We start from the raw sequence: 21,880 nt of genomic DNA on the forward strand, positions 1-21,880 counted from the left end.
ATGGCTCCGATCTTCGGCTCCGGCCTCGCCAAGGGCCTCGCCGTCACCCTCCGCACGATGACCCGCAAGAGCGTCACCGCGCAGTACCCGGACGCTCAGCCCGAGCTGCCGCCCCGCACCCGCGGGGTCATCGGGCTGTTCGAGGAGAACTGCACGGTGTGCATGCTGTGCGCCCGCGAGTGCCCCGACTGGTGCATCTACATCGACTCCCACAAGGAGACGGTCCCTCCGGCCGCCCCCGGCGGACGCGAGCGCAGCCGTAACGTCCTCGACCGCTTCGCGATCGACTTCTCGCTGTGCATGTACTGCGGTATCTGCATCGAGGTGTGCCCCTTCGACGCGCTCTTCTGGTCGCCCGAGTTCGAGTACGCCGAGACGGACATCCACGAGCTCACCCACGAGCGCGACAAGCTCCGCGAGTGGATGTGGACCGTGCCCGAGCCGCCCGCGCTCGACCCGCGCGCGGAGGAGCCGAAGGAGTTCGGCGCGGCCCGCAAGGCGGCGGAGAAGGCCGCGGCCCAGGCCGCCGCCGAGCAGCAGGCCGCCGAGCAGCAGGCCGCCGAGCAGCAGGCCGCCGAGCAGCAGGCCGCCGAGCAGCGGCCCGGCGCCGAGGACGGGGGTGCGCAGCAGTGATCGCGACCGCCCCGCTCGCGGCCCCCCTCGCCGCTCAGCTCGCCGCCCCGCCCAGCCACGGCTTCCTCTCGCCCACCGGCGTCGAGATCGCCTTCCTCCTCGTCGGTCTCGTCACCCTCGGCGCCGCCGTCGTCACCGTCACCACCAAGCAGCTCGTGCACGCCGCCCTCTGGCTGGTGGTCGCCCTCGGCGGGATCGCCGTCGAGTACCTCCTGCTCACCGCCGAGTTCATCGCCTGGGTCCAGGTGCTGATCTACGTCGGCTCGGTCGTCGTCCTGCTCCTCTTCGGCCTCATGCTCACCAGGGCCCCCATCGGCCGCTCGCCGGACTCCGACTCCGGCAACCGGCCGGTCGCCCTCGCCGTGGCGCTGGCCGCCGCGGCGGCCCTGGTGTGGGTGGTCCTGGACGCGTTCCGCACCACCTGGATCGACCTCGACGGGCCCGCCCAGGGCTCCACCGAGGTGTCCGGCGAGATCCTCTTCCGGCACTGGGTGCTGCCCTTCGAGGCGCTGTCCGTGCTGCTGCTCGCGGCCCTGGTCGGAGCCATCGTCCTGTCCCGCAAGAAGGCCCCCGAGGACGCGGAGGAGACGCGCTGATGCACCTCGCCTACCCCGCCGTCCTCGCCGTCCTCCTCTTCTCCGTCGGTCTGTACGGCGTCCTCGCCCGCCGCAACGCGATCCTGGTCCTGATGTCCGTCGAGCTCATGCTCAACGCCGTCAACCTCAACCTGGTCGCCTTCGACGTCTGGCTCCACGACACCCTGCACGCGGGCCAGGCGCTCACCCTCTTCACCATCGCCATCGCCGCCGCGGAGATCGGCATCGGTCTCGCCATCGTCCTGATGGTCTACCGCAACCGCGGCACCTCGGACGTCGACCGCCTCCGTGACACGAAGGAAGCGCCCGCCGCCGAGCAGCCGTCCGCCGACGAGAAGGCCGAGGCCACCGCGTGACCACCACGACCCTCGCCGTCCTCGTCCCCCTGCTTCCCTTCCTCGGCTCCGCCGCCGGCCTGCTCCTCGGCCGGACCGCGCCCGGTTTCGTCCGCCCGCTCGCCGTGCTGCCCACGCTCGCCGCCGCCGTCCTGGCGGCCGTCGTGGCCTCCCGGCAGGGCGGCGGGAAGGCGATCGACGCCGCCACCCAGCTCACCCCGACCGGCTCGGTGCCGATCGACCTGGCGCTGCACATCGACGGCTTCGCCGCGCTCGTCGCCGTCCTGGTCGGCGTGGTCGCCACCTGTGTCCAGGTCTACTCGACCGGATACCTGCGCGAGGACCCGCGCTATCCCTCGTACGCCGCGCTGGTCTCCCTCTTCACCTCCGCGATGCTGCTGGTCGTCTACTCGGGCGACCTGATGGTGCTCCTGGTCGGCTGGGAGATCATGGGCATCTGCTCGTACTTCCTCGTCGGGCACTACTGGGAGACCCCCGAGGCCCGCTCGGCCTCCCTCAAGGCCTTCCTCGTCACCAAGCTGGGTGACGTGCCCTTCCTCTTCGGCCTGTTCGCGCTGGCCGCCGACGCGGGCACCTTCCGGATCACCGGCGTGCTCGGCGCCGTCGCGAGCGGCGGCCTCGACCACCCGACCCTGGTGGCGCTGCTGCTGCTCGCCGGTGTGGCCGGCAAGTCCGCCCAATTCCCGCTGCACACGTGGCTCCCGGACGCGATGGCCGGCCCGACCCCGGTCTCCGCGCTCATCCACGCGGCGACGATGGTCGCCGCCGGCATCTACTTCGTGGCCCGGCTGCTGCCCGTCTTCGCCGCCTCCGCCGCCGCGATGACCGTGCTCGCCGTGGCGGCCGCCGTCACCATGGTCGGCTCGGCGCTCGCCGCGCTCGCCCAGGACGACATCAAGCGGGTCCTCGCCTACTCGACGATCGGCCAGCTGGGCTACATGTCCGGCGCCCTCGCCGTCGGCAACCGCGGGGCCGCCGTCTTCCACCTCCTGTCGCACGGCGCCTTCAAGGCGCTGCTGTTCCTCGCCGCCGGCGCGGTCATCCACGCCGCCGGCACCAACTCGCTCGCGGCCATGTCCCGCATGGGCGGACTGACCAAGCGCGTCCCGGACGCCTACTGGACGATGACCGTCGGCCTGCTCGCGCTCGCCGCGATCCCGCCCTTCGCCGGCTTCTTCTCCAAGGAGGCCGTCCTCGTCGCCGCCGAGCACACCGCCACCGGCGAGGGGACCCCGGCGCCCGCGGGTGCGGGCTGGATCGTCCTCGTCGCCGGACTGCTCACGGCCCTGCTCACCGCCGCCTACGCGATGCGCCTGTGGCTCCTCGCCTTCCGCGGCCGTGGCGCCGAGGCCCCGGCACTTCCCCAAGCTCTCGGCTCCGCTCGAGCAGGGGAGACCCCATTCCGCCAGCCGATCGCCATGACCACCGTCCTGTGGGTGCTCGCGGTCCCCTCCCTCGGCTTCGGACTGACCGCCGCCTACCTCGACGACTGGTTCGACGGGAAGCCGCTGACCCCGACCGTCACCACCGCCGTCCTCGGCACCGGCCTCGCCGTCGTCGGCGCCGCCGTCCTGTACGCGGTCTGGCAGCGCACCCGCGCCGTCGCGGCCCGTGTCCCGCTCGGCGCCGTCGCCGCCCATCCCGAGGGCGACGCCGGTCTCGTCGAGGCCGAGGCCATCGCCGCCCACGCCCCCGCCTACGGGGACGTGGCCGCCGCCCCGGACCCGGCCGACCCTGGCCGTGCCCTGCTCGGCCCGCTGCACCGGCCCGCGGCCGCCGGCTTCCACCTGGACGCCGTCTACCGCGCCGTCTTCGTCCGCCCCGTGCTCGCCGCCGCCTCTCTGGTCCAGTTCCTGGACCGCGAGGTCGTCGACACCTACGTACGCGGCGCGGGCGACAGTGCCAAGGGCCTCGGCTGGCTCGTGCGCCGCGCCCAGACCGGCAACGTGCAGACCTACCTCAGCGCACTGCTCGCCGGCTCCGTCGTCCTGGCGATCGTCGCCGTCGTCCTCGCCAACGTCGCCGCCGGAGCGTGAGCCGTGATCGATATCAGCGAATCCGTGATGCAGTTCCTTCTCGCGTTGATCGTGGGCGGCCCGCTCGTCGGCGCCGCGGCCGCGCTCCTGCCGGCCCCGCCCGGACTGAAGGGGAAGTCGCCCGACCAGGCCGTGCTCCGCCACGGCGTCGTCGTCACCGGCGTGATCCTGCTCGCCGCGATCGTCCTCGCGCTCGGCTTCGACCACGACCACCCGTCGAAGATGCAGGCCACCACGGACGTCACCTGGATCCAGGCACTGGACGTGCGGATCCACATCGGTGTCGACGGCATCTCCCTCCCCCTTCTGGTCCTGACCGCGCTGCTGACCTTCCTCTGCGCGCTCTACAGCTACTTCAAGCTGCCCACGGGCCCGTCCCCGAAGGCCTTCGTCGCCCTGCTGCTCGTCCTCGAGTCCGGCACCCTGGCGACCTTCGCCGTCCTCGACCTCGTCCTGTTCTTCCTGGCCTTCGAGATGGTCCTCATCCCGATGTACTTCCTCATCGCCCGCTGGGGCGGCGAGGGCAGGCAGGCCGCCGCCTGGAAGTTCATCCTCTACACGCTGCTCGGCTCCGTCGTCATGCTGCTCGGCCTCCTCCTCATCGGCGTCAAGGCGGGCACGTTCGACATGGTGGCACTGGCCACTGACAACGGCCGGGGACTCACCACGTCCGTGCAGGTCACGGCCGTCCTCGCGATCGGCCTCGGGCTCGCCGTGAAGACCCCGATGTGGCCGCTGCACAGCTGGCTCCCGGACGCCCACACCGCCGCCCCGACCGTCGGCTCGGTGCTCCTCGCCGGCGTGCTGCTGAAGATGGGCACGTACGGTTTCGTGCGCATCGTGCTGCCGATCACCCCGGACGGCATGCGCACCTTCGCCCCGTACCTCGCCGCCTTCGCCGTCGCGGGGATCATCTACGGATCGCTCGCCTGCCTCGCCCTCGCGAAGCCCGGCAACAAGGGCGACCTCAAGCGCCTGATCGCGTACTCCTCCGTCGGGCACATGGGCTTCGTCCTCCTCGGCATCGCCACCATGACCCCCACCGGGGTCAACGGCGCCCTCTTCGCCAACGTCGCCCACGGCCTCATCACCGGCCTGCTCTTCTTCCTGGTCGGCGCGCTCAAGGACCGCTACGGCACCGCCGACCTCGACACCCTCGCCGGGGCCACCGGCGCCGCCCTCTACGGCCGCGCCCCCCGCCTCGGCGCCCTGCTCGCCTTCGCCGCCGTCGCCTCCCTCGGCCTGCCCGGCCTCGCCGGTTTCTGGGGCGAGATGCTGGCCCTGTTCGGCGCCTTCGACCCGGCCGCGGGACTGAGCCGCCCCGCCTTCCTCACCTTCATGGCGATCGGCGGCCTCGGCACCCTCCTCACCGCCGCCTACCTCCTCGTCGTCGTCCGGCGCGTCTGCATGGGCGGCCCCCGCCCGGCCGGCGAGGCCGTCCTCGCCGACGTCCAGGGATACGAGCTCGCCGCCTGGACCCCGCTCGTCGCCCTCACCGTCCTCGCCGGACTGTGGCCCGCGGTCCTCCTCGGCCTCACCGACCCGGCCGTCCAGCAGCTCCTCGCGGGAGGCACCCAGTGACCGCCACGGCCGCAGCGCCCAGCCTCGTCCAGTCCGTCGACTGGCTCGCGATCGCGCCGCCCACCCTCACCGCGGCGGTCGCCCTCGCCGTGCTCGTCGCCGACCTCTTCGTGCCGGCCGCGCGCAAGCAGCTCCTCGGCTGGACCTCCGTCGCCGGCCTGGCCGTCTCACTGCTGCTGCTGGTGCCGCTGCGCGCCGGCGACCGCTCGACCTTCTGCCTCACCGCCGACACCCAGCTGCGGGCCTGCAGCTACACCGCCGACCAGTTCACCCTGGTCATCCAGTTCCTGGTGCTGGCCGGCGCGCTCGTCACTGCGCTGCTGTCGCTCGCCGACACCCGCGACAGGCTGCCGGCCGGCGAGTACTGGTTCCTGCTGCTCTCCTCCGCGGCCGGCGCGGCCCTGATGCCCGCCTCCCGCGACCTGGCCACCCTCGTCGTCGCCCTCGAAGTGGCCTCGCTGCCGGCGTTCGCGCTGGTCGGCCTCCGGCGCGGCGACCGTATGTCCAGCGAGTCCGCGCTCAAGTTCTTCCTGTCGTCGGTGACCGCCACCGCCGTCACCCTGCTCGGGGTCAGCTTCGTCTACGCGGCCACCGGCACCCTCCACCTCACCGAGATCGCGCAGCGGCTCGGCGACGTGCCGGACCAGCTGCAGACCCTCGCGCAGGCGGGCGTGGCGCTCACCCTGGTCGGCTTCGCCTTCAAGACGGCCGCCGTGCCCTTCCACTTCTGGGTGCCCGACACCTACGTCGGCGCCCCGCTGCCCGTCGCCGCCTACCTCTCCGTGGTCGGCAAGGCCGTCGGCTTCACCGGCCTCATCCTGGTGACCGTCGTCGCCTTCCCCTCGTACGCGGACGTCTGGGGCCCGGCGCTGGCCGTGCTCGCCGCCCTCACCATGACCGTCGGCAACGTGGCCGCCCTCCGGCAGGTCTCCACGCGCGCGTGGAGCGCGGTACGCCTCCTCGCCTGGTCGTCCGTCGCGCAGGCCGGCTACCTCCTGGTGCCGATCGCGGCCGCCGCCTACTCCAGCGACGACCAGATCGGCGCGACCGTCGCCTACGCCCTGATGTACGCCGCCGTGAACCTGGGCGCCTTCGCGGTCGTCGCCGTCGTCGCCCGGACCCGTCCGGAGGCCCGGATCGCCGACTTCCGCGGCCTGTACGCGGCGAGCCCGGCCGCCGCGCTCGCCCTCGGCTTCTTCCTGCTCAATCTGGCCGGACTGCCCCCGGGTATCATCGGCCTCTTCGCGAAGGTGACCGTCTTCTCGACGGCCGTCGACGCGGGCCTCGGATGGCTCGCCGTGATCATGGGTGTCAACGTCGTGATCGCCCTCTACTACTACCTGCGGTGGACGGCGCTCCTCTTCCGCGCGCCCGAGACCGCGCCCGGGTCCGCGCCCGAGGGCGAGCCGCGCACGCTCGGCGCCGGGGTCCCCGCCCCGATCACGCTGGCCGTCGCGCTCACCGCCGTCGCGGGCGTCGTGCTGTCGGGCTATCCGGAGTTCGCCCTCCGCTTCGCGGCGAACAGCCTCTTCTGACCCCCCCACACAGCAGACCCCACAAGGAGCGGACACCGGTGCTGAACGGTTTCAAGGACTTCATACTTCGCGGGAACGTCGTCTCGATGGCCATCGGTCTGGCCGTCGGCTCGGCGTTCACGGCCGTCGTCACCGGCTTCAGCAAGGCGTTCATCACCCCGCTCATCGGTCTCGCCACCGGCTCGGTCGGTGACTTCAGCGAGGCCAAATTCACCGTGGGCAAGACCGTCTTCCCGTACGGTCTGGCGATCGCCGCCGCCATAGCGTTCGTGATCACCGCGGCCGTCCTCTACTTCCTGATCGTCGTCCCCATGACGAAGATCCAGGCGCGGTTCGCCAAGGAGGAGGCGGCCGACCCGAAGTCGGAGAAGCGCGACTGCCCCCGCTGCTTCAGCGAGATCCCGGCCATCGCCTCCCGCTGCGGCCACTGCACCAGCGAGGTCGAGCCCGTCGCCGGGGTCCTGACGAAGGGCGACCTGGACGAACTCGCGGTGCCCGCGCAGCGCTGATCACCCGTACGGCCCACCCGGCACGCCCCGCGGCCCGGGGAACCCGAGCTTCTCGCCTGGCGTTGACCAGGAGGGAAGGGTCCACTGGACAGAACGAAGGGTTCCCCTGCCGCACCACTTGGAGGGCGTACCGTGCACCGCCGGCACAACGGGCTGAGGACCGCCGTACTCCTCGGAGGGCTCTCCGCCCTCATCATCGTCATCGGCAGCTTCTTCGGGCGTACGGGGCTGATCGTCGCGGTGCTCGTCGCGCTCGGCACCAACGCGTACGCGTACTGGAACAGCGACAAGCTCGCGCTCCGCGCCATGCGCGCCCGCCCGGTGAGCGAGTTCGAGGCCCCGGCCCTCTACCGGATGGTCCGCGAGCTCTCCACCCAGGCCCGCCAGCCCATGCCGCGGCTCTACATCTCACCCACCCAGGCGCCCAACGCCTTCGCGACCGGGCGCAATCCGCGCAACGCGGCCGTGTGCTGCACCGAGGGCATCCTCGCGATCCTCGACGAGCGCGAGCTGCGCGGGGTCATCGGCCACGAGCTGAGCCACGTCTACAACCGGGACATCCTGATCTCCTCGGTCGCCGGCGCCCTCGCCTCGGTGATCATGTTCCTGGTGAACTTCGCCTGGCTGATCCCGGTCGGCCGGTCCGACGACGACGACGGCCCCGGCATCCTCGGCTATCTGCTGGTCCTCATCCTGGGGCCCCTCGCCGCCTCGGTCATCCAGCTCGCCATCTCCCGCTCCCGCGAGTACGAGGCGGACGCCTCCGGCGCCCAGCTCACCGGTGACCCGCTCGCCCTCGCCAGTGCCCTGCGCAAGCTGGAGGCGGGCACCAGGCAGCTTCCGCTGCCCCCGGAGCCGAAGATCGAGACCGCGAGCCACATGATGATCGCGAACCCCTTCCGTCCGGGACAGGGGATCTCGAAGATGTTCTCCACCCACCCGCCGATGGCCGAGCGCATCGCCCGGCTCGAACAGATGGCAGGCCGACGCCCGTGAAAACGATCCTGAACGTCATTTGGCTGATCCTGTGCGGACTCTGGATGTTCCTCGGCTACGTGCTGGCCGGGCTCCTGCTCTGCATCACGATCATCGGCATCCCCTTCGGGCTCGCCGCCTTCCGCATCGGCGTCTACGCCCTGTGGCCCTTCGGCCACACGGTCGTCGACCGCCCGGGCGCGGGCGCGCCCTCCTGCGTGGGCAACGTGCTGTGGCTGATCCTGGCCGGCTGGTGGCTGGCCCTCGGCCACATCACCACCGGCATCGCCCTCTGCCTGACGATCATCGGCATCCCGCTGGGCCTCGCGAACTTCAAGCTGATCCCGGTCTCGCTGCTGCCGCTGGGCAAGGAGATCGTCCGCACGGACGACGCCGCCGCGATGTACGGCTTCGCGGCCCGCTGACCACGGGGCCGGGCCGGCAGCTGTACGGACCGCCCCCGGCCATGCGTCGGCCCGGCCGCCGCCCGGGCCGCCTCCGCCTTCCGGCCCCAGCAGCCCTCGGCGGCCTCAGGAACGCGGGGCGGCCGGCCGGCCCCGGCTGACCGCGTACGCCACCACGCCGACCGCCAGGACGCCCGTCCCGGCGACCACGGCGGTCGGCGGGAGCGAGAACGCGAGCGCCCCGCAGCCGACGAGCCCGAGCAGCGCCAGCGGCCGTTCCCGGCGGCCCAGGGTCCAGGCCGAGGCGTTGGCGATCGCGTAGTAGACCAGGACGCCGAACGACGAGAAGCCGATCGCGCCCCGCACGTCCGCCGTGGCCGCCACCACGGCCACCACCGCGCCCACCGCGAGCTCCGCGCGGTGCGGCACCCGGAAGCGCGGGTGCACGGCCGCCAGCGGGGCCGGCAGATAGCCGTCCCTGGCCATCGCCAGGGTCGTCCGGGACACCCCGAGGATCAGCGACAGGAGCGAGCCGAGCGCCGCCACCGCCGCGCCGACGGTGACGACCGGCACCAGCCAGTCCGCGTCCGCGGCCCGCGCCGCGTCCGCGAGCGGGGCGGCGGAGGCCGCGAGCGCGGTGGGCCCGAGGACGGCGAGCACGCACACGGCGACGGCCGCGTAGACGACGAGCGCGAGGCCGAGGGCGAGCGGCACGGCCCGCGGGATGGTCCGCTCCGGGTCGCGGACCTCCTCGCCGAGCGTCGCGATCCGCGCGTACCCGGCGAAGGCGAAGAACAGCAGCCCCGCCGCCTGCAGCACCCCGCCCGCCGGGACGTCACCGGCGAGCCCGAGCCGCGCCACCTGTCCGGAGCCCGCGGTCGCGACCACGACGGCGGCCAGCACGGCCAGGACGACCGCCACGATCGCCCGGGTGAGCAGCGCCGACTTCTGCACGCCCCCGTAGTTGACGGCCGTCAGCGCCACCACGGCGGCGACCGCCACCGCGTGCGCGTGCGCGGGCCACACGTACGCCCCCACGGTCAGCGCCATCGCCGCGCACGAGGACGTCTTGCCGACGACGAACGCCCAGCCCGCCAGGTGGCCCCAGAACGAGCCCAGACGCTCCCGGCCGTAGACATAGGTGCCGCCGGAGGCCGGATAGCGGGCCGCGAGCCGTGCGGAGGCCATGGCGTTGCAGTAGGCGACGATCGCGGCCACCCCGAGCGCGGGGAGCAGCCCCGCTCCGGCCGCGTCGGCCGCGGGCCCGAGCGCCGCGAAGATCCCGGCCCCGACCATCGAGCCGAGCCCGATGACGACGGCGTCGAACACCCCGAGGGTGCGGCGCAGTTCCTGTGTCATGTGCCGCACATTAGGGGGTCCGGCAACCGGGCGGCACCGCCGGGCGTCCTCCAGGGCATGAGCATCATCGGATGGATCGTTCTCGGCCTGCTCGCCGGCGTCATCGCCAAGATCCTGCTGCCGGGCCGCGACCCGGGCGGCCTGATCGGCACGACGGTCATCGGCGTCGTCGGCGCGTTCCTCGGCGGCTGGCTGTCGGCCCGCTTCCTGGACCGCCCGATCACCGCCGACTTCTACGACGGGGCCACCTGGCTCTCGGCGATCGGCGGCTCGCTCGTCCTGCTCATCGCGTACCGGATCGTTTTCGGCCACTCGCGCGAGCGCTGAGGCCGGGCCGGCGCCCGCTCAGAGCCCGGTCTCCCGCAGCGTGATGTTCAGCCTGCCGTCGAGCCCGAGACCGGGCTCCGCGGTGCCCGGGTACACCTTCGGCACCCCGTGGTACGCGAAGCGGGACGGCCCGCCGAAGACGAACAGGTCGCCGGAGGCCAACTCCACGTCGGTCCACGGGCGTCCGCGGTTCTCGGTGTTCCCGAGCCGGAACACGCACGTGTCGCCGAGACTCAGGGACACGACGGGAGCGGGGGAGCGCTCCTCCTTGTCCTGGTGCATGCCCATCCGGGCGCCGTCCGCGTAGAAGTTCACGAGCGCGGTGTCCGGCGCGAAACCACCGTGCTCCCCGTACGCCTCGACGAGCGCCGCCCGCCCGATCTCCGCGAGCCAGGAGGGCAGTTCGAGCGCCGTCTCGTCCGCGTCGAGATACCGGTACGGCTCCCAGCGGCGCCCGAGACAGAGCGAGCGCACCGACATCACCCCGCCGCCCGGCAGGACGGTGTGCGCGTACGGGACCGGGCCGCGCCCGAACTCCCGGCAGGCGGCGACCAGTTCCCGCTGCCGCTCGAACGGGAGCCAGCCGGGCACGTGCACCGCGCCCGGCGCCGGCGTGGTCCGCTCGCGCGGAAACAGCCCCTCGGTCACCCGAAGGCCCCCTCCAGGGCCCCTTCGAGCCCGAGCAGCCGCTCCTTGCGGTCGAGGCCGGCGGCGTAGCCGCGCAGGGCCCCGTCGGCCCCGATCACGCGGTGGCAGGGCCGCACCACGAGCAGCGGATTCCGCCCGATGGCGGTGCCCACGGCCCGCACCCCGGCCCCGGAGGAGCCGACCCGGCGGGCGATGTCCCCGTAGGAGACGGTCGTCCCGTAGGGGATCTCGTCCAGGGCTGCCCACACCCGCCGCTGGAAGGCCGTGCCGGTCTCCTCGTACGGGATGTCGAATCCCTGGCGCCGCCCGGCGAAGTACGCGTCGAGCTGCTCGGCGATCCCGGCGAAGGCCGCCTCCGCGCGGACCCAGCCGTCCTCGACGGCGGCGCCGCCCTTCTGGCCCTCCAGGGACAGCGACCGCAGCACGACATGGCCCCCGTCGGCAGCCTGCCCCACCAGGAGCACGGTGCCGAGGGGGCTGTTCACGTGGGTGTAGAGAGTGCTCGTCATGCGTTCCAGTGTGCGAGCCCGGAGGGGGACGGGGCTGGCGGTTTTCGGACGCGAGCTTCGACGGACTAGCGGTAGTTCACGAACTGCAGCGCGAAGTCGAAGTCCTTGCCCTTGAGTAGCGCGATGACCTCCTGCAGGTCGTCCCGGCTCTTCGAGCTGACGCGCAGCTCGTCGCCCTGCACCTGCGCCTTGACGCCCTTGGGGCCCTCGTCGCGGATGACCTTGGCGACCTTCTTCGCGTTCTCCTGGGAGATGCCCTCCTGGATGGACGCGAAGAGCTTGTACTCCTTGCCGGACAGCTGCGGCTCGCCCTCCACGTCCAGCGACTTCAGCGAGATGCCCCGCTTGATCAGCTTGGACTGGAAGATGTCGAGGATCGCCTTGACCCGCTCCTCGCCGTTGGCCTGCATCAGGATCTTCTCGCCCGACCAGGAGATCGAGGCGTTGGTGCCCTTGAAGTCGTAGCGCTGCGTGATCTCCTTCGCGGCCTGGTTGAGGGCGTTGTCGACCTCCTGCCGCTCGACCTTGGAGACGATGTCGAAACTGGAGTCGGCCATGAGGTGAGGCTCCTTGCTCGGATCCGTATGGGTGCAGCACAAAGCGTAGCCACCCGCACCGCCGCCGACCCGTGATCAATCCGGTGGCGAAGCACCCCTGGGGATCAGGTATTGTTTACGTCGTTGCCAGGGAGCACCGCCGAAAAGCGGCTCCGAGGCAGCGATCCCATGGCGGTGTGCCCGAGTGGCCAATGGGAGCGGACTGTAAATCCGTCGGCTTAGCCTACCCAGGTTCGAATCCTGGCGCCGCCACGCGATAGAGACGGCCCCTGATCTGCGGAAACGCGATCAGGGGCCGTTTTCGTTCGCCGTCCCCCCGCGCGCGGCCGCGGGACTCGTTCGGGCCAGTCGTGGGCGTGGGTGCGTGTCGGTGGATCCCGGCTGCTCCAGCATGAGCGGGGTGAACGAGCTGGGTGGCGACGAGCGCGGGGCTTCGCCGGGCGAGATCCAGACCAGGATCGGGAAGCGGCGGCTGGACGACGTCGCCAAGATCCTCGCCGGCGCCCTGGTCACGGTCGCCGGGATCATGACCGCGCTGGGGCTGACGAGCGACGTCGTGTTCGTCGCGCTCAACAACGAGTCGTGGCCCATCTTCGTCGCCGCGCTCTGCGCCATCCTCGCCATCGTGTGCAGCATCGTGGCCCTGCTCATGCACCCGACGCGGCGGGGCAACGTGTGGGAGACGGTCACGCTGGTGATCGGTGTGATCTTCTACATGGTCGCGCTGAGCGTGGCGGTCGTGGGCGCGAGCAAGGCGGCGGGCGGGAACGGGCGGCCGACCATCACCAACGTCACGGTCACGGGGCCGAGGACCGCGGGCCGCCTCGGCTTCGACGTCCACGGGGACGGCGTGGACACATGGGCGACCATCGAGGTCTCCGCGGACGCCGTGGACGTCGACCGGGATCCGGTCAAAGGCAACGAGGACTTCTACCGCAGCAGCCTCCGGCCCGACGACAGGGGCGACGTCGAGCAGCACGTCAGCGTGCCCCTCTCGGTTCCCGAGGGGGCTTGGGGCATCCAGATCATCGCCGTCACCGCCGGCGGTGACGAGGAGTGCGACGTCCGGTCGACGCGGGGGCCCGCCTGCGTGGAGGTGCAACTTCCCTGACGGCCGGGGTCAGTTGCCCGCGATGTCCTTCACCGCGACCGAGACCGGGACCGAGCCCGAGACCAGTTCCAGGGTCAGGCCGGCCGTCGCCGGGGTCTCCAGGAGTTCGGCGAGGACCGCCGCCACGTCGTCGCGGGGGATCGGGCCGCGGCCGGTGGAGGCCTCCAGGCGGACCAGGCCCGTGCCCGCGTCGTCGGTGAGCATGCCGGGGCGCAGGATCGTCCAGTCGAGGCCCGGGCGGGCGCGGACGGCGTCGTCCGCGGCCCCCTTGGCGCGCCGGTAGGCGTCGAAGACCTCGTCGCCCTGGTGCCGCGCGTCCGCGCCCATCGAGGAGACGATCAGGAAGCGCCGTACGCGCGCCGCTTCCGCCGCTTCCGCGAAGAGGACCGCCGCCGCGCGGTCCACCGAGTCCTTGCGGGCCGCCCCGCTGCCCGGGCCGGCGCCGGCCGCGAAGACGGCCGCGTCGGCGCCCTCCAGGGCCGCCGCGACCTCGCCGACGGAGGCCGACTCCAGGTCCAGGACGACCGCCTGGGCGCCGGCCGCCCGCAGGTCCGCCTCCTGTTCGGGGCGGCGGATGATCCCCACCGGCTCGTGTCCGCCCGCGGCGAGCAGCCGCTCCAGACGCAGGGCGATCTTTCCGTGTCCTCCAGCGATGACTACGCGCATACTCACGACCGTACGGCTCCGGGCGCGGCCGGGCCTCCCGAATCCGGCCGCGCCTGCCGGGGCAGGTCCAGGGCGGCCGCCGAGTCGCAGTACTCGCGCACCGCGCTCGTCCGGGCGACCACCCGGCCCCGGTGCACCACGATCCGGCTGTACGCGAGCGAGAGGACGCCCGCGAGGCGTTCGCCCCGTACGGCGAGCAGCTCCGCCGGGAAGCCGGCCTCCACCCGTACCTCCGGAAGCCCCATCGCCGCGCGCGCGTCGGCGCTCACCGCCCCGTACGCCTCCTCGGCCGGCAGCCCGGAGAGCGAGGCGAGCAGGTAGGCGGCCTCCAGAGGGTCGCCGCGCCCCACCGGGTTGGACACGTCCCGCAGCGCCCCGCCGCCCGCCGCGACCCGCACCCCGGCGGCCCGCAGCAGCCGTACCGGGGCCGTGCCGCGCCGTTCGGTGGCCCCGCAGCCGCCCTGCGGCAGGCAGACGACGGTGACCCCGGCAGCCGCCAGCTGGTCCGCGGCCCGGCGGGCCTGGTCGGAGGGCAGCCGGCCGAGTCCCGCGCACGGTCCGATCGTCACGCCGGGCCGCAGGCCGCCGGCCATCGCGGCGAGCCGGGCGAGCCGGGCCGGGTCGTCGCCGTCGGTGTGCAGGTCCACCGGGCAGCCGTGCTCGGCGGCGATCTCCAGGACCGCCTCCACGTACCCCGTGGGGTCCGGGTCGAGGTCGGGGCAGCCGCCGACCACTCCGGCGCCCATCTTGACCGCGTCCCGCAGCATCCCGAGGCCGTCGGCGCCGGCGACGCCGGTGAGCAGCCGGGGCGCCGCCACCGCCGTCACGTCGGCCAGGCCGCGCAGCGACCGCCGGGCCTGGAGGACGGCTTCGAGCGGGCCGAGGCCGTGCACGTCGCCGATCCGCACCTGGGCGCGCAGCGCGGTCGCGCCGTGCCCGAGCTGCAGCAGCGCGGCCTCGGTGGCCCGGCGCTGGACCTCCTCGGTCGTGTACGGGACCGGGCCCGGCGAGTCGGCGGTGAGCGCGGTGTCGGCGTGCGCGTGGGGCTCGGCGGGGGCGGGGAGCAGCAGGTAGCCGGCGAGGTCGACGCGGGCGCCCACGGCCGCGAGGCTGCCGGCGGTGCCGACGGCCTCGATCCGGCCGCCGCCGAGCCGCACGTCGACCGTGCGCCCGTCGGTGAGCCGCGCGTTCGAGAGCAGCAGCGACGTGGTGTCGGCGGCAGGGGCCGCGGCCCGGTCGTCGGGCGGCTGGGGCTGCTTGCTGTCGGCGGACATCGGGCTCCTCACGGCTCGCCTGGACCAAGATCACGCAGCGTGGGCCCCGAGCCTAGGGGCGGCCGCATCAGCCTTCGAGGAGGAGCGCAATAGTCGTACTGATGAGTGCACGAGTGGCCTAGGAGGGGGCTGGGGTGGACCCCCGGGAAACGGATTTGGGCGATGGGCGGAGGAGCGTGTAATGTCTTCCTCGCTCGCCCCAATAGCTCAGTCGGCAGAGCGTCTCCATGGTAAGGAGAAGGTCTACGGTTCGATTCCGTATTGGGGCTCTGGTGAGAAGGACCCGCCTTCGGGCGGGATCCCGACCATCAAAGCGGTGTAGCTCAGTCGGTAGAGCAAGCGGCTCATAATCGCTGTGTCACCGGTTCAAGTCCGGTCACCGCTACACACAGTAGCCGATTGTGGGGTCGGTCCTGCGATCGGCTACTCTTTCATGCGTTCATCCGTCCATCCGTCCGTCAAGGAGCACTCACGTGGCTGCCACCGACGTCCGCCCGAAGATCACGCTGGCCTGCGTGGAGTGCAAGGAGCGGAACTACATCACCAAGAAGAACCGGCGTAACAACCCGGACCGTCTTGAGATGAAGAAGCACTGCCCCCGCTGCAACTCGCACACCGCGCACCGCGAGACGCGCTAAACAGGCTCGAACACGAGGCCGTCCCCTCCCGGGGACGGCCTCGCGTCGTTTGTACGCAAGAGATCCAGGAGGTATCGAGGCCATGGCGCTCGACCAGTCCTTCGTGGGCCGGACCTACCCGCCCACCGCTCCGTACGAGGTCGGCCGCGAGAAGATCCGCGAATTCGCCGAGGCGATCGGGGACGCCAATCCCGCGTACACCGACCAGGAGGCCGCCAAGGCCCTCGGCCACCCGGATGTCGTCGCACCGCCGACCTTCGTCTTCGCGATCGCCTTCAAGGCCGCGGGCCAGGTGATCGAGGACCCGCAGCTCGGCCTGGACTACAGCCGCGTCGTGCACGGCGACCAGAAGTTCGTCTACACCCGCCCGGTGCGCGCCGGCGACCGCCTCTCGGTCACCAGCACCATCGAGGCCATCAAGTCGCTCGCCGGCAACGACATCATGGACATCCGCGGCGAGGTGCACGACGAGACCGGCGAGCACGTCGTGACCACGTGGATCAAGCTCGTCGCCCGCGCCCCCGAGGAGGCCTGACCATGACCGCGAAGATCGCCTACGACGAGGTCGAGGTCGGCACCGAGCTCCCCGCGCAGTCCTTCCCCGTGACCCGCGCCACACTGGTCCGCTACGCGGGCGCCTCCGGTGACTTCAACCCGATCCACTGGAACGAGAAGTTCGCCAAGGAGGTCGGCCTCCCCGACGTCATCGCCCACGGCATGTTCACCATGGCCGAGGCGATCCGCGTCGTGACCGACTGGGCCGGCGACCCGGCCGCCGTCGTCGAGTACGGCGTCCGCTTCACCAAGCCGGTCGTCGTCCCCAACGACGACGAGGGCGCCCTCATCGAGGTCTCCGCGAAGGTCGCCGCCAAGCTGGACGACGGCCAGGTGCGCGTCGACCTCACCGCGACGAGCGCCGGGCAGAAGGTGCTCGGCATGTCCCGGGCCGTGGTCCGGCTCGCCTGAGCCCACCGAGCCGCGGGCCCCTTCCGTACGGGAGGGGCCCGTACTCTTGAGCCCGTGCACGTACTCCACGACGCCCCCCTCGCCCCCCTGACCACCTTCCGGCTCGGCGGGCCCGCAGCCCGGCTCGTCACGGCCACCACCGACGACGAGGTGATCGCCGCGGTCCGCGAGGCCGACGCGGCCGGGACCCCGCTGCTCGTCATCGGCGGCGGCTCCAACCTGGTTATCGGCGACAAGGGCTTCGACGGCACCGCCCTGCACATCGCGACCCGAGGCTTCTCCCTGGACGGGACCCGCCTGGAGCTCGCCGCGGGCGAGGTCTGGACGGACGCCGTCGCGCGGACCGTGGAGGCCGGGCTCGCGGGGATCGAATGCCTGGCCGGCATCCCCGGCTCGGCGGGCGCCACCCCGATCCAGAACGTCGGCGCCTACGGACAGGACGTCTCCGCGACGATCACCGAGGTCGTCGCGTACGACCGCCGGGCCGAGGAGACGGTCACCCTGACCAACGCCGAGTGCGCCTTCTCGTACCGGCACAGCCGCTTCAAGGACCAGCCCGACCGTTACGTGGTGCTCCGCGTCCGCTTCGAGCTGGCGGACGCCGACGGGATGTCGGCGCCGATCGCCTACCCGGAGACGGCCCGGGCCCTCGGGGTCGAGGCGGGCGACCGGGTGCCGCTGGCGCGCGCCCGGGAGACCGTCCTGAAGCTGCGCGGCGGCAAGGGCATGGTCCTGGACCCGGAGGACCACGACACCTGGTCGGCGGGCTCCTTCTTCACCAACCCGATCCTGACCGCGGGGGAGTACGAGGCCTTCGTCGCGCGCGTGGCCGAGCGGCTCGGCCCGGACGTCGCCGCGCCGGCCTACCCGGCGGGCGAGGACGGCGCCGTGAAGACCTCCGCGGCCTGGCTGATCGACAAGGCCGGCTTCGTGAAGGGCTACGGCTCCGGGCCGGCCCGGATCTCCACCAAGCACACCCTCGCCCTCACCAACCGGGGCGAGGCGACCACCGAGGACCTGCTCGCGCTCGCGCGCGAGGTGGTCGCCGGGGTCCGGGACGCCTTCGGGATCACCCTCGTCAACGAGCCGGTGACGGTCGGCGTCGAGATCTGAGCCCCGCCCGCCCGGCGCGCTCCTGGCCCTGCGCGCTCCCGGCCCGGCGCTCCCGCCCGCCTCGCTCCCGGCCCGCCTCGCTCCTGGCCCGGCGCGCTCCCGGCCCGGCGCTCTTGGCCCTGCGCGCTCCCGGCCGCCTCGCTCCCGGCCCGGCGCGCTCCTCGCCCTGGTGCCCGGCCGCGCGGCGCTCCCGCCCCGGTCCCCGCCCGGCTCAGTAGGCGACGCCCACGCCCTGTCCGACCGTTCGCCGGTCGTCGACCATCGCGAGCATCGCGTGGGCCACGTCCGCGCGGGCCAGCGTGCGGCCCCTGGGCGGATTGCCGCCGACGACCGTGCGGTAGCGGCCGGTGAGCGGCTTGTTCGTCAGCTTGGGCGGGCGGACCGAGGTCCAGTCGGTGCCGCTCGCGGCCAGCTCGGACTCCATCACCCGCAGATCGGTGTAGACGTCCTTCAGGACGTTGTTGATCACCGCGAGGACCGCCTTGTCGAGCAGGCCGTCGCCCTCCGGGACGGGGCCCAGAGGGGCGGCGCTGACCACGACGAGCCGCCGTACGCCCTCGGCGTCCATCGCCGCGAGCACCGGGCGCGTCAGCCGGGCCGCGATGCCCGTGGCCGCGTCCGCCCGGTTGCGGGCGCCCAGGCCCGAGAGGACCGCGTCCCGGCCGGCCACCGCGCCGCGCAGGGCCGCCGGGTCGGCGAGGTCGGAGCGGAAGACCTCCAGGCGCTCCCCGGTGACGGAGAACCGCGCGGGGTCCCGGACGACCGCCGTCACCTCGTGGCCCGCGTCGAGGGCCTGGCGGACGATCTCCTGGCCGATCCCCCCGGTCGCACCGAAGACAGTGAGCTTCATGTCGCACCTCTCCAGGTCTGAGTTCCTGAGCTCCGGGTGGTGAGTAAGTAATCACTCACCCCGTCTCGCCACTAGGGTGGGTGTGCACTCACTCACCCGTCAAGCGCTTCCCGGGAGTTCCTGTGGACCAGAGGCCGACCCGCACCCGGATCATCGACGCCGCCCGCGACCTCATGCGCACGGCCGGCCTGGCCCGCACCACCACCAAGGAGATCGCCAAGGCCGCCGGCTGCTCGGAGGCCGCGCTCTACAAGTACTTCCCGAGCAAGGAGGAGCTGTTCGTCACGGTCCTCGACGAGCGGCTGCCGAAGCTGGGCAACCTCCTCGGCACCCTCGCCGTCGACCCCCAGGGCCGCGGCGTGGAGGAGAACCTCACCGAGATCGCCCGCCGGGCCGCGCTCTTCTACGAGGAGACGTTCCCCATGGCCGCCTCCCTCTACGCCGAACCCCAGCTCAAGGCCCGCCACGAGGAGGTCATGCGGGAGCTCGGCGCCGGCCCGCACAAGCCCATCGAGGGCCTCGCCGACTACCTCCGCGCCGAACAGGCGCACGGCCGCGTCCGCGCCGACGCCGACCCCGAGGCGGCCGCCGCGCTGCTCCTGGGGGCCTGCGCGCAGCGCGCGTTCGCCTACGAGATGACCCCCGACCGCAGGCCGCCGCGGTCCCTCGACGACTTCGCGCGATCGATCGCCCGCACCCTCATGCGCGGGATCGGCTGACCGTCAGCCGACCGGGGCCGCCAGCCAGGCGTCCACCCCGGAGAGCAGCTTCTGCCTGACGTCCTCGGGGGCCGCCGAGCCCCGCACCGACTGCCGGGCCAGCTCCGCCAGCTCCGCGTCCGTGAAGCCGTGGTGCTCGCGGGCGATCTCGTACTGCGCCGCGAGCCGCGAGCCGAACAGCAGCGGGTCGTCGGCGCCGAGGGCCATCGGGACGCCCGCGTCGAAGAGCGTGCGCAGCGGCACGTCCTCGGGCTTCTCGTACACCCCGAGCGCCACGTTGGACGCCGGGCACACCTCGCAGGTCACCCCGCGCTCCGCGAGCTTGCGCAGCAGCCGCGGGTCCTCCGCGGCCCGGACGCCGTGCCCGACGCGGGCCGCCCGCAGGTCGTCCAGGCAGTCCCGTACCGACGAGGGGCCGGTCAGCTCGCCGCCGTGCGGGGCCGCCAGCAGACCGCCCTCACGGGCGATGGCGAAGGCCCGGTCGAAGTCGCGGGCCATGCCCCGGCGCTCGTCGTTGGACAGCCCGAAGCCCACCACGCCCCGGTCCGCGTACCGCACCGCGAGCCGGGCCAGCGTGCGCGCGTCCAGGGGGTGCTTCATCCGGTTCGCCGCGACGAGGACCCGCATCCCGAGTCCCGTCTCGCGGGAGGCCGCCGCCACCGCGTCCAGGATGATCTCCAGGGCCGGGATCAGCCCGCCGAGCAGCGGCGCGTACGAGGTGGGGTCGACCTGGATCTCCAGCCAGCCCGAGCCGTCCCTGACGTCCTCCTGGGCGGCCTCCCGCACCAGGCGCTGGATGTCCTCGGGCTCGCGCAGGCAGGAGCGGGCGATGTCGTAGAGCCGCTGGAAACGGAACCAGCCGCGCTCGTCCGTGGCCCGCAGCTTCGGCGGCGTACCGCTCTTGAGCGCTTCGGGGAGGTGCACCCCGTACTTGTCGGCCAGTTCGAGCAGGGTCGAGGGCCGCATCGAGCCGGTGAAGTGCAGGTGCAGGTGCGCCTTCGGAAGGGTCCTGAGATCGCGGTAAACGTGCTCCATTGGCTGATCCTGCCGCACCCGAATGGACGAATACAGTCCGTTTCCCCGATCGGGACCTTGCTCGAACGTGAAAACGGGCCCCCGCTTCCGGAGAAGCGGAGGCCCACACCTCGATGTCCAGGGGTGCTCAGTCGCGCGCCTCGGCGAGGAGCTTCTGGATCCGGGACACGCCCTCCACCAGGTCCTCGTCGCCCAGCGCGTACGACAGGCGCAGGTAGCCCGGCGTGCCGAAGGCCTCGCCCGGGACGACCGCGACCTCGGCCTCGTCCAGGATCAGCGCGGCCAGCTCGACCGAGTCCTGCGGGCGCTTGCCGCGGATCTCCTTGCCGAGCAGCGCCTTCACGGACGGGTACACGTAGAACGCGCCCTCCGGGGTCGGGCAGTACACGCCGTCGATGTCGTTGAGCATCCGCACGATCGTCTGGCGGCGCCGGTCGAAGGCCACCTTCATCTCGTCGACGGCCGTCAGGTCACCGGAGACGGCGGCGATCGCGGCCGCCTGCGCCACGTTGGAGACGTTGGAGGTGGCGTGCGACTGCAGGTTGGTCGCGGCCTTCACGACGTCCTTGGGGCCGATGATCCAGCCCACGCGCCAGCCCGTCATGGCGTACGTCTTGGCGACACCGTTGACGACGATGCACTTGTCGCGCAGCTCGGGCAGGACCGCCGGCAGCGAGACCGCGGAGGCGTCGCCGTAGACCAGGTGCTCGTAGATCTCGTCGGTCAGGACCCACAGTCCGTGCTCGACGGCCCAGCGGCCGATCGCCTCGGTCTCGGCCTCGCTGTAGACGGCGCCGGTCGGGTTCGAGGGGGAGACGAAGAGGACGACCTTGGTCCGCTCCGTGCGCGCCGCCTCCAGCTGCTCCACCGAGACCCGGTAGCCGGTGGTCTCGTCGGCCACGACCTCCACCGGGACACCGCCGGCCAGGCGGATCGACTCCGGGTACGTGGTCCAGTACGGGGCCGGGACGATGACCTCGTCGCCCGGGTCGAGGATCGCGGCGAACGCCTCGTAGATGGCCTGCTTGCCGCCGTTGGTCACCAGGACCTGGGAGGTGTCGACCTCGTAGCCGGAGTCGCGGAGCGTCTTCGCGGCGATGGCCGCCTTGAGCTCGGGCAGGCCGCCGGCCGGCGTGTAGCGGTGGTACTTGGGGTTCTTGCAGGCCTCGACGGCCGCCTCGACGATGTAGTCCGGCGTCGGGAAGTCGGGCTCACCCGCGCCGAAACCGATCACCGGACGGCCGGCGGCCTTGAGGGCCTTGGCCTTGGCGTCGACGGCGAGGGTGGCGGACTCGGAGATCGCACCGATCCGGGCGGAGACCCGACGCTCGGTGGGAGGGGTAGCAGCGCTCATGCGGCCATGGTCCCAGACCCCGTCAGGGCCCGGCACACGGGTTTCACGGAGCGGACAGGAACGGTCATTCCCGGTCGTACACGGTGTTCCACGGGCGGTGAGAGGGCGGTCGGAGGGCGGTGGGACGGG

General features: G+C 72.7%; 25 protein-coding genes and 3 tRNA genes. 19 read left to right on the top strand and 9 right to left on the bottom strand.

Annotated features, from left to right (window positions below; all coding sequences use genetic code 11):
• From ACIGXE_RS24990 to ACIGXE_RS25030, 9 genes are all read left to right on the top strand, one after another.
• Window positions 1–633, top strand: a complete 633-nt coding sequence (locus ACIGXE_RS24990; protein WP_399750984.1) for a NuoI/complex I 23 kDa subunit family protein — start codon at window positions 1–3, stop codon at window positions 631–633.
• Window positions 633–1,229 (top strand): NADH-quinone oxidoreductase subunit J, encoded by a 597-nt coding sequence (locus tag ACIGXE_RS24995; protein ID WP_399751090.1) that lies wholly within the window; start codon window positions 633–635, stop codon window positions 1,227–1,229. The genes ACIGXE_RS24990 and ACIGXE_RS24995 overlap by 1 nt, the downstream gene beginning before the upstream one ends.
• On the top strand, window positions 1,229–1,585 hold the full coding sequence (nuoK, locus tag ACIGXE_RS25000; RefSeq protein WP_399750986.1) for an NADH-quinone oxidoreductase subunit NuoK: 357 nt from the start codon (window positions 1,229–1,231) through the stop codon (window positions 1,583–1,585). Before ACIGXE_RS24995 ends, nuoK begins: the two co-directional genes overlap by 1 nt.
• Window positions 1,582–3,621, top strand: a complete 2,040-nt coding sequence (locus tag ACIGXE_RS25005; RefSeq protein ID WP_399750988.1) for an NADH-quinone oxidoreductase subunit L — start codon at window positions 1,582–1,584, stop codon at window positions 3,619–3,621. The genes nuoK and ACIGXE_RS25005 overlap by 4 nt, the downstream gene beginning before the upstream one ends.
• Window positions 3,622–3,648: 27 nt before the next feature.
• The gene (locus ACIGXE_RS25010; protein WP_399751092.1) at window positions 3,649–5,202 is read left to right on the top strand and encodes a NuoM family protein; all 1,554 of its coding nucleotides are present in this window, start codon (window positions 3,649–3,651) and stop codon (window positions 5,200–5,202) included.
• The gene (locus tag ACIGXE_RS25015) at window positions 5,199–6,737 is read left to right on the top strand and encodes an NADH-quinone oxidoreductase subunit N (protein ID WP_399750990.1); all 1,539 of its coding nucleotides are present in this window, start codon (window positions 5,199–5,201) and stop codon (window positions 6,735–6,737) included. Before ACIGXE_RS25010 ends, ACIGXE_RS25015 begins: the two co-directional genes overlap by 4 nt.
• Before the next feature lie 38 nt (window positions 6,738–6,775).
• Window positions 6,776–7,246 (top strand): large conductance mechanosensitive channel protein MscL, encoded by a 471-nt coding sequence (gene mscL / locus ACIGXE_RS25020; RefSeq protein WP_399750992.1) that lies wholly within the window; start codon window positions 6,776–6,778, stop codon window positions 7,244–7,246.
• Between the two features lie 132 nt (window positions 7,247–7,378).
• The gene (htpX, locus tag ACIGXE_RS25025) at window positions 7,379–8,242 is read left to right on the top strand and encodes a zinc metalloprotease HtpX (RefSeq protein WP_399750994.1); all 864 of its coding nucleotides are present in this window, start codon (window positions 7,379–7,381) and stop codon (window positions 8,240–8,242) included.
• The gene (locus tag ACIGXE_RS25030) at window positions 8,239–8,646 is read left to right on the top strand and encodes a YccF domain-containing protein (RefSeq protein ID WP_399750996.1); all 408 of its coding nucleotides are present in this window, start codon (window positions 8,239–8,241) and stop codon (window positions 8,644–8,646) included. Before htpX ends, ACIGXE_RS25030 begins: the two co-directional genes overlap by 4 nt.
• A gap of 105 nt (window positions 8,647–8,751) precedes the next feature.
• Here the strand turns inward: ACIGXE_RS25030 and ACIGXE_RS25035 are convergent, their stop codons facing one another.
• A complete protein-coding gene (locus ACIGXE_RS25035) occupies window positions 8,752–9,984 on the bottom strand; it encodes an APC family permease (protein ID WP_399750998.1) in 1,233 nt (410 codons plus the stop codon).
• A gap of 57 nt (window positions 9,985–10,041) precedes the next feature.
• Here ACIGXE_RS25035 and ACIGXE_RS25040 point away from each other — a divergent pair, with 57 nt between their 5' ends.
• Window positions 10,042–10,311, top strand: a complete 270-nt coding sequence (locus ACIGXE_RS25040) for a GlsB/YeaQ/YmgE family stress response membrane protein (RefSeq protein WP_365337464.1) — start codon at window positions 10,042–10,044, stop codon at window positions 10,309–10,311.
• Between the two features lie 18 nt (window positions 10,312–10,329).
• Here ACIGXE_RS25040 and ACIGXE_RS25045 read toward each other — a convergent pair whose 3' ends face one another.
• The 3 genes from ACIGXE_RS25045 to ACIGXE_RS25055 form a co-directional block, all read right to left on the bottom strand.
• On the bottom strand, window positions 10,330–10,959 hold the full coding sequence (locus ACIGXE_RS25045) for an alpha-ketoglutarate-dependent dioxygenase AlkB family protein (protein WP_399751001.1): 630 nt from the start codon (window positions 10,957–10,959) through the stop codon (window positions 10,330–10,332).
• Window positions 10,956–11,468, bottom strand: coding sequence for a methylated-DNA--[protein]-cysteine S-methyltransferase (locus ACIGXE_RS25050; RefSeq protein ID WP_399751003.1), 513 nt, complete (start codon window positions 11,466–11,468; stop codon window positions 10,956–10,958). Before ACIGXE_RS25050 ends, ACIGXE_RS25045 begins: the two co-directional genes overlap by 4 nt.
• 65 nt (window positions 11,469–11,533) lie before the next feature.
• Window positions 11,534–12,025, bottom strand: coding sequence for a YajQ family cyclic di-GMP-binding protein (locus tag ACIGXE_RS25055; RefSeq protein ID WP_399751005.1), 492 nt, complete (start codon window positions 12,023–12,025; stop codon window positions 11,534–11,536).
• A 170-nt stretch (window positions 12,026–12,195) separates the two neighbouring features.
• Between ACIGXE_RS25055 and ACIGXE_RS25060 the strand changes: the two genes are divergently transcribed.
• Both ACIGXE_RS25060 and ACIGXE_RS25065 read left to right on the top strand, forming a co-directional pair.
• A tRNA-Tyr gene (locus ACIGXE_RS25060) sits at window positions 12,196–12,277 on the top strand.
• Between the two features lie 148 nt (window positions 12,278–12,425).
• On the top strand, window positions 12,426–13,136 hold the full coding sequence (locus ACIGXE_RS25065; RefSeq protein ID WP_399751007.1) for a hypothetical protein: 711 nt from the start codon (window positions 12,426–12,428) through the stop codon (window positions 13,134–13,136).
• Between the two features lie 9 nt (window positions 13,137–13,145).
• On the opposite strand, the gene ACIGXE_RS25070 is transcribed toward ACIGXE_RS25065, so the two are convergent.
• Both ACIGXE_RS25070 and ACIGXE_RS25075 read right to left on the bottom strand, forming a co-directional pair.
• A complete protein-coding gene (locus ACIGXE_RS25070; protein ID WP_399751009.1) occupies window positions 13,146–13,802 on the bottom strand; it encodes an NAD(P)H-binding protein in 657 nt (218 codons plus the stop codon).
• A 2-nt stretch (window positions 13,803–13,804) separates the two neighbouring features.
• Complete coding sequence (locus ACIGXE_RS25075; RefSeq protein WP_399751011.1) at window positions 13,805–15,076, bottom strand: amidohydrolase family protein; 1,272 nt, start codon at window positions 15,074–15,076, stop codon at window positions 13,805–13,807.
• Between the two features lie 196 nt (window positions 15,077–15,272).
• Between ACIGXE_RS25075 and ACIGXE_RS25080 the strand changes: the two genes are divergently transcribed.
• The 6 genes from ACIGXE_RS25080 to ACIGXE_RS25105 all read left to right on the top strand — a co-directional run bounded on the left by ACIGXE_RS25080 (window position 15,273) and on the right by ACIGXE_RS25105 (window position 17,793).
• Window positions 15,273–15,345: transfer RNA gene (locus tag ACIGXE_RS25080), tRNA-Thr, on the top strand.
• A gap of 43 nt (window positions 15,346–15,388) precedes the next feature.
• Window positions 15,389–15,461 (top strand) — tRNA-Met (locus ACIGXE_RS25085).
• An 88-nt stretch (window positions 15,462–15,549) separates the two neighbouring features.
• Window positions 15,550–15,714 (top strand): 50S ribosomal protein L33, encoded by a 165-nt coding sequence (rpmG, locus tag ACIGXE_RS25090; RefSeq protein WP_003956487.1) that lies wholly within the window; start codon window positions 15,550–15,552, stop codon window positions 15,712–15,714.
• Window positions 15,715–15,796: 82 nt separating this feature from the next.
• Window positions 15,797–16,249 carry a MaoC family dehydratase N-terminal domain-containing protein gene (locus ACIGXE_RS25095; protein WP_399751013.1) on the top strand — a complete coding sequence of 151 codons (453 nt, stop codon included), beginning with the start codon at window positions 15,797–15,799 and terminating at the stop codon, window positions 16,247–16,249.
• A 2-nt stretch (window positions 16,250–16,251) separates the two neighbouring features.
• Window positions 16,252–16,680, top strand: coding sequence for a MaoC family dehydratase (locus tag ACIGXE_RS25100; protein ID WP_399751015.1), 429 nt, complete (start codon window positions 16,252–16,254; stop codon window positions 16,678–16,680).
• 54 nt (window positions 16,681–16,734) lie between these two features.
• Window positions 16,735–17,793: a UDP-N-acetylmuramate dehydrogenase gene (locus ACIGXE_RS25105; protein WP_399751016.1), complete on the top strand. Its 1,059-nt coding sequence runs from the start codon at window positions 16,735–16,737 to the stop codon at window positions 17,791–17,793.
• 211 nt (window positions 17,794–18,004) lie between these two features.
• Here ACIGXE_RS25105 and ACIGXE_RS25110 read toward each other — a convergent pair whose 3' ends face one another.
• Window positions 18,005–18,643, bottom strand: coding sequence for an NAD(P)-dependent oxidoreductase (locus ACIGXE_RS25110; RefSeq protein ID WP_399751017.1), 639 nt, complete (start codon window positions 18,641–18,643; stop codon window positions 18,005–18,007).
• 122 nt (window positions 18,644–18,765) lie between these two features.
• Here ACIGXE_RS25110 and ACIGXE_RS25115 point away from each other — a divergent pair, with 122 nt between their 5' ends.
• Complete coding sequence (locus ACIGXE_RS25115) at window positions 18,766–19,362, top strand: TetR/AcrR family transcriptional regulator (protein WP_399751019.1); 597 nt, start codon at window positions 18,766–18,768, stop codon at window positions 19,360–19,362.
• 3 nt (window positions 19,363–19,365) lie between these two features.
• Here ACIGXE_RS25115 and ACIGXE_RS25120 read toward each other — a convergent pair whose 3' ends face one another.
• On the bottom strand, window positions 19,366–20,397 hold the full coding sequence (locus ACIGXE_RS25120) for an adenosine deaminase (protein ID WP_399751021.1): 1,032 nt from the start codon (window positions 20,395–20,397) through the stop codon (window positions 19,366–19,368).
• A 127-nt stretch (window positions 20,398–20,524) separates the two neighbouring features.
• Complete coding sequence (locus tag ACIGXE_RS25125) at window positions 20,525–21,751, bottom strand: pyridoxal phosphate-dependent aminotransferase (RefSeq protein WP_399751023.1); 1,227 nt, start codon at window positions 21,749–21,751, stop codon at window positions 20,525–20,527.
• Window positions 21,752–21,880: the final 129 nt, after the last annotated feature.

Origin of the sequence: Streptomyces sp. NPDC053431 (assembly GCF_044544925.1) — a bacterium.
Taxonomy (GTDB): Bacteria; Actinomycetota; Actinomycetes; order Streptomycetales; family Streptomycetaceae; genus Streptomyces.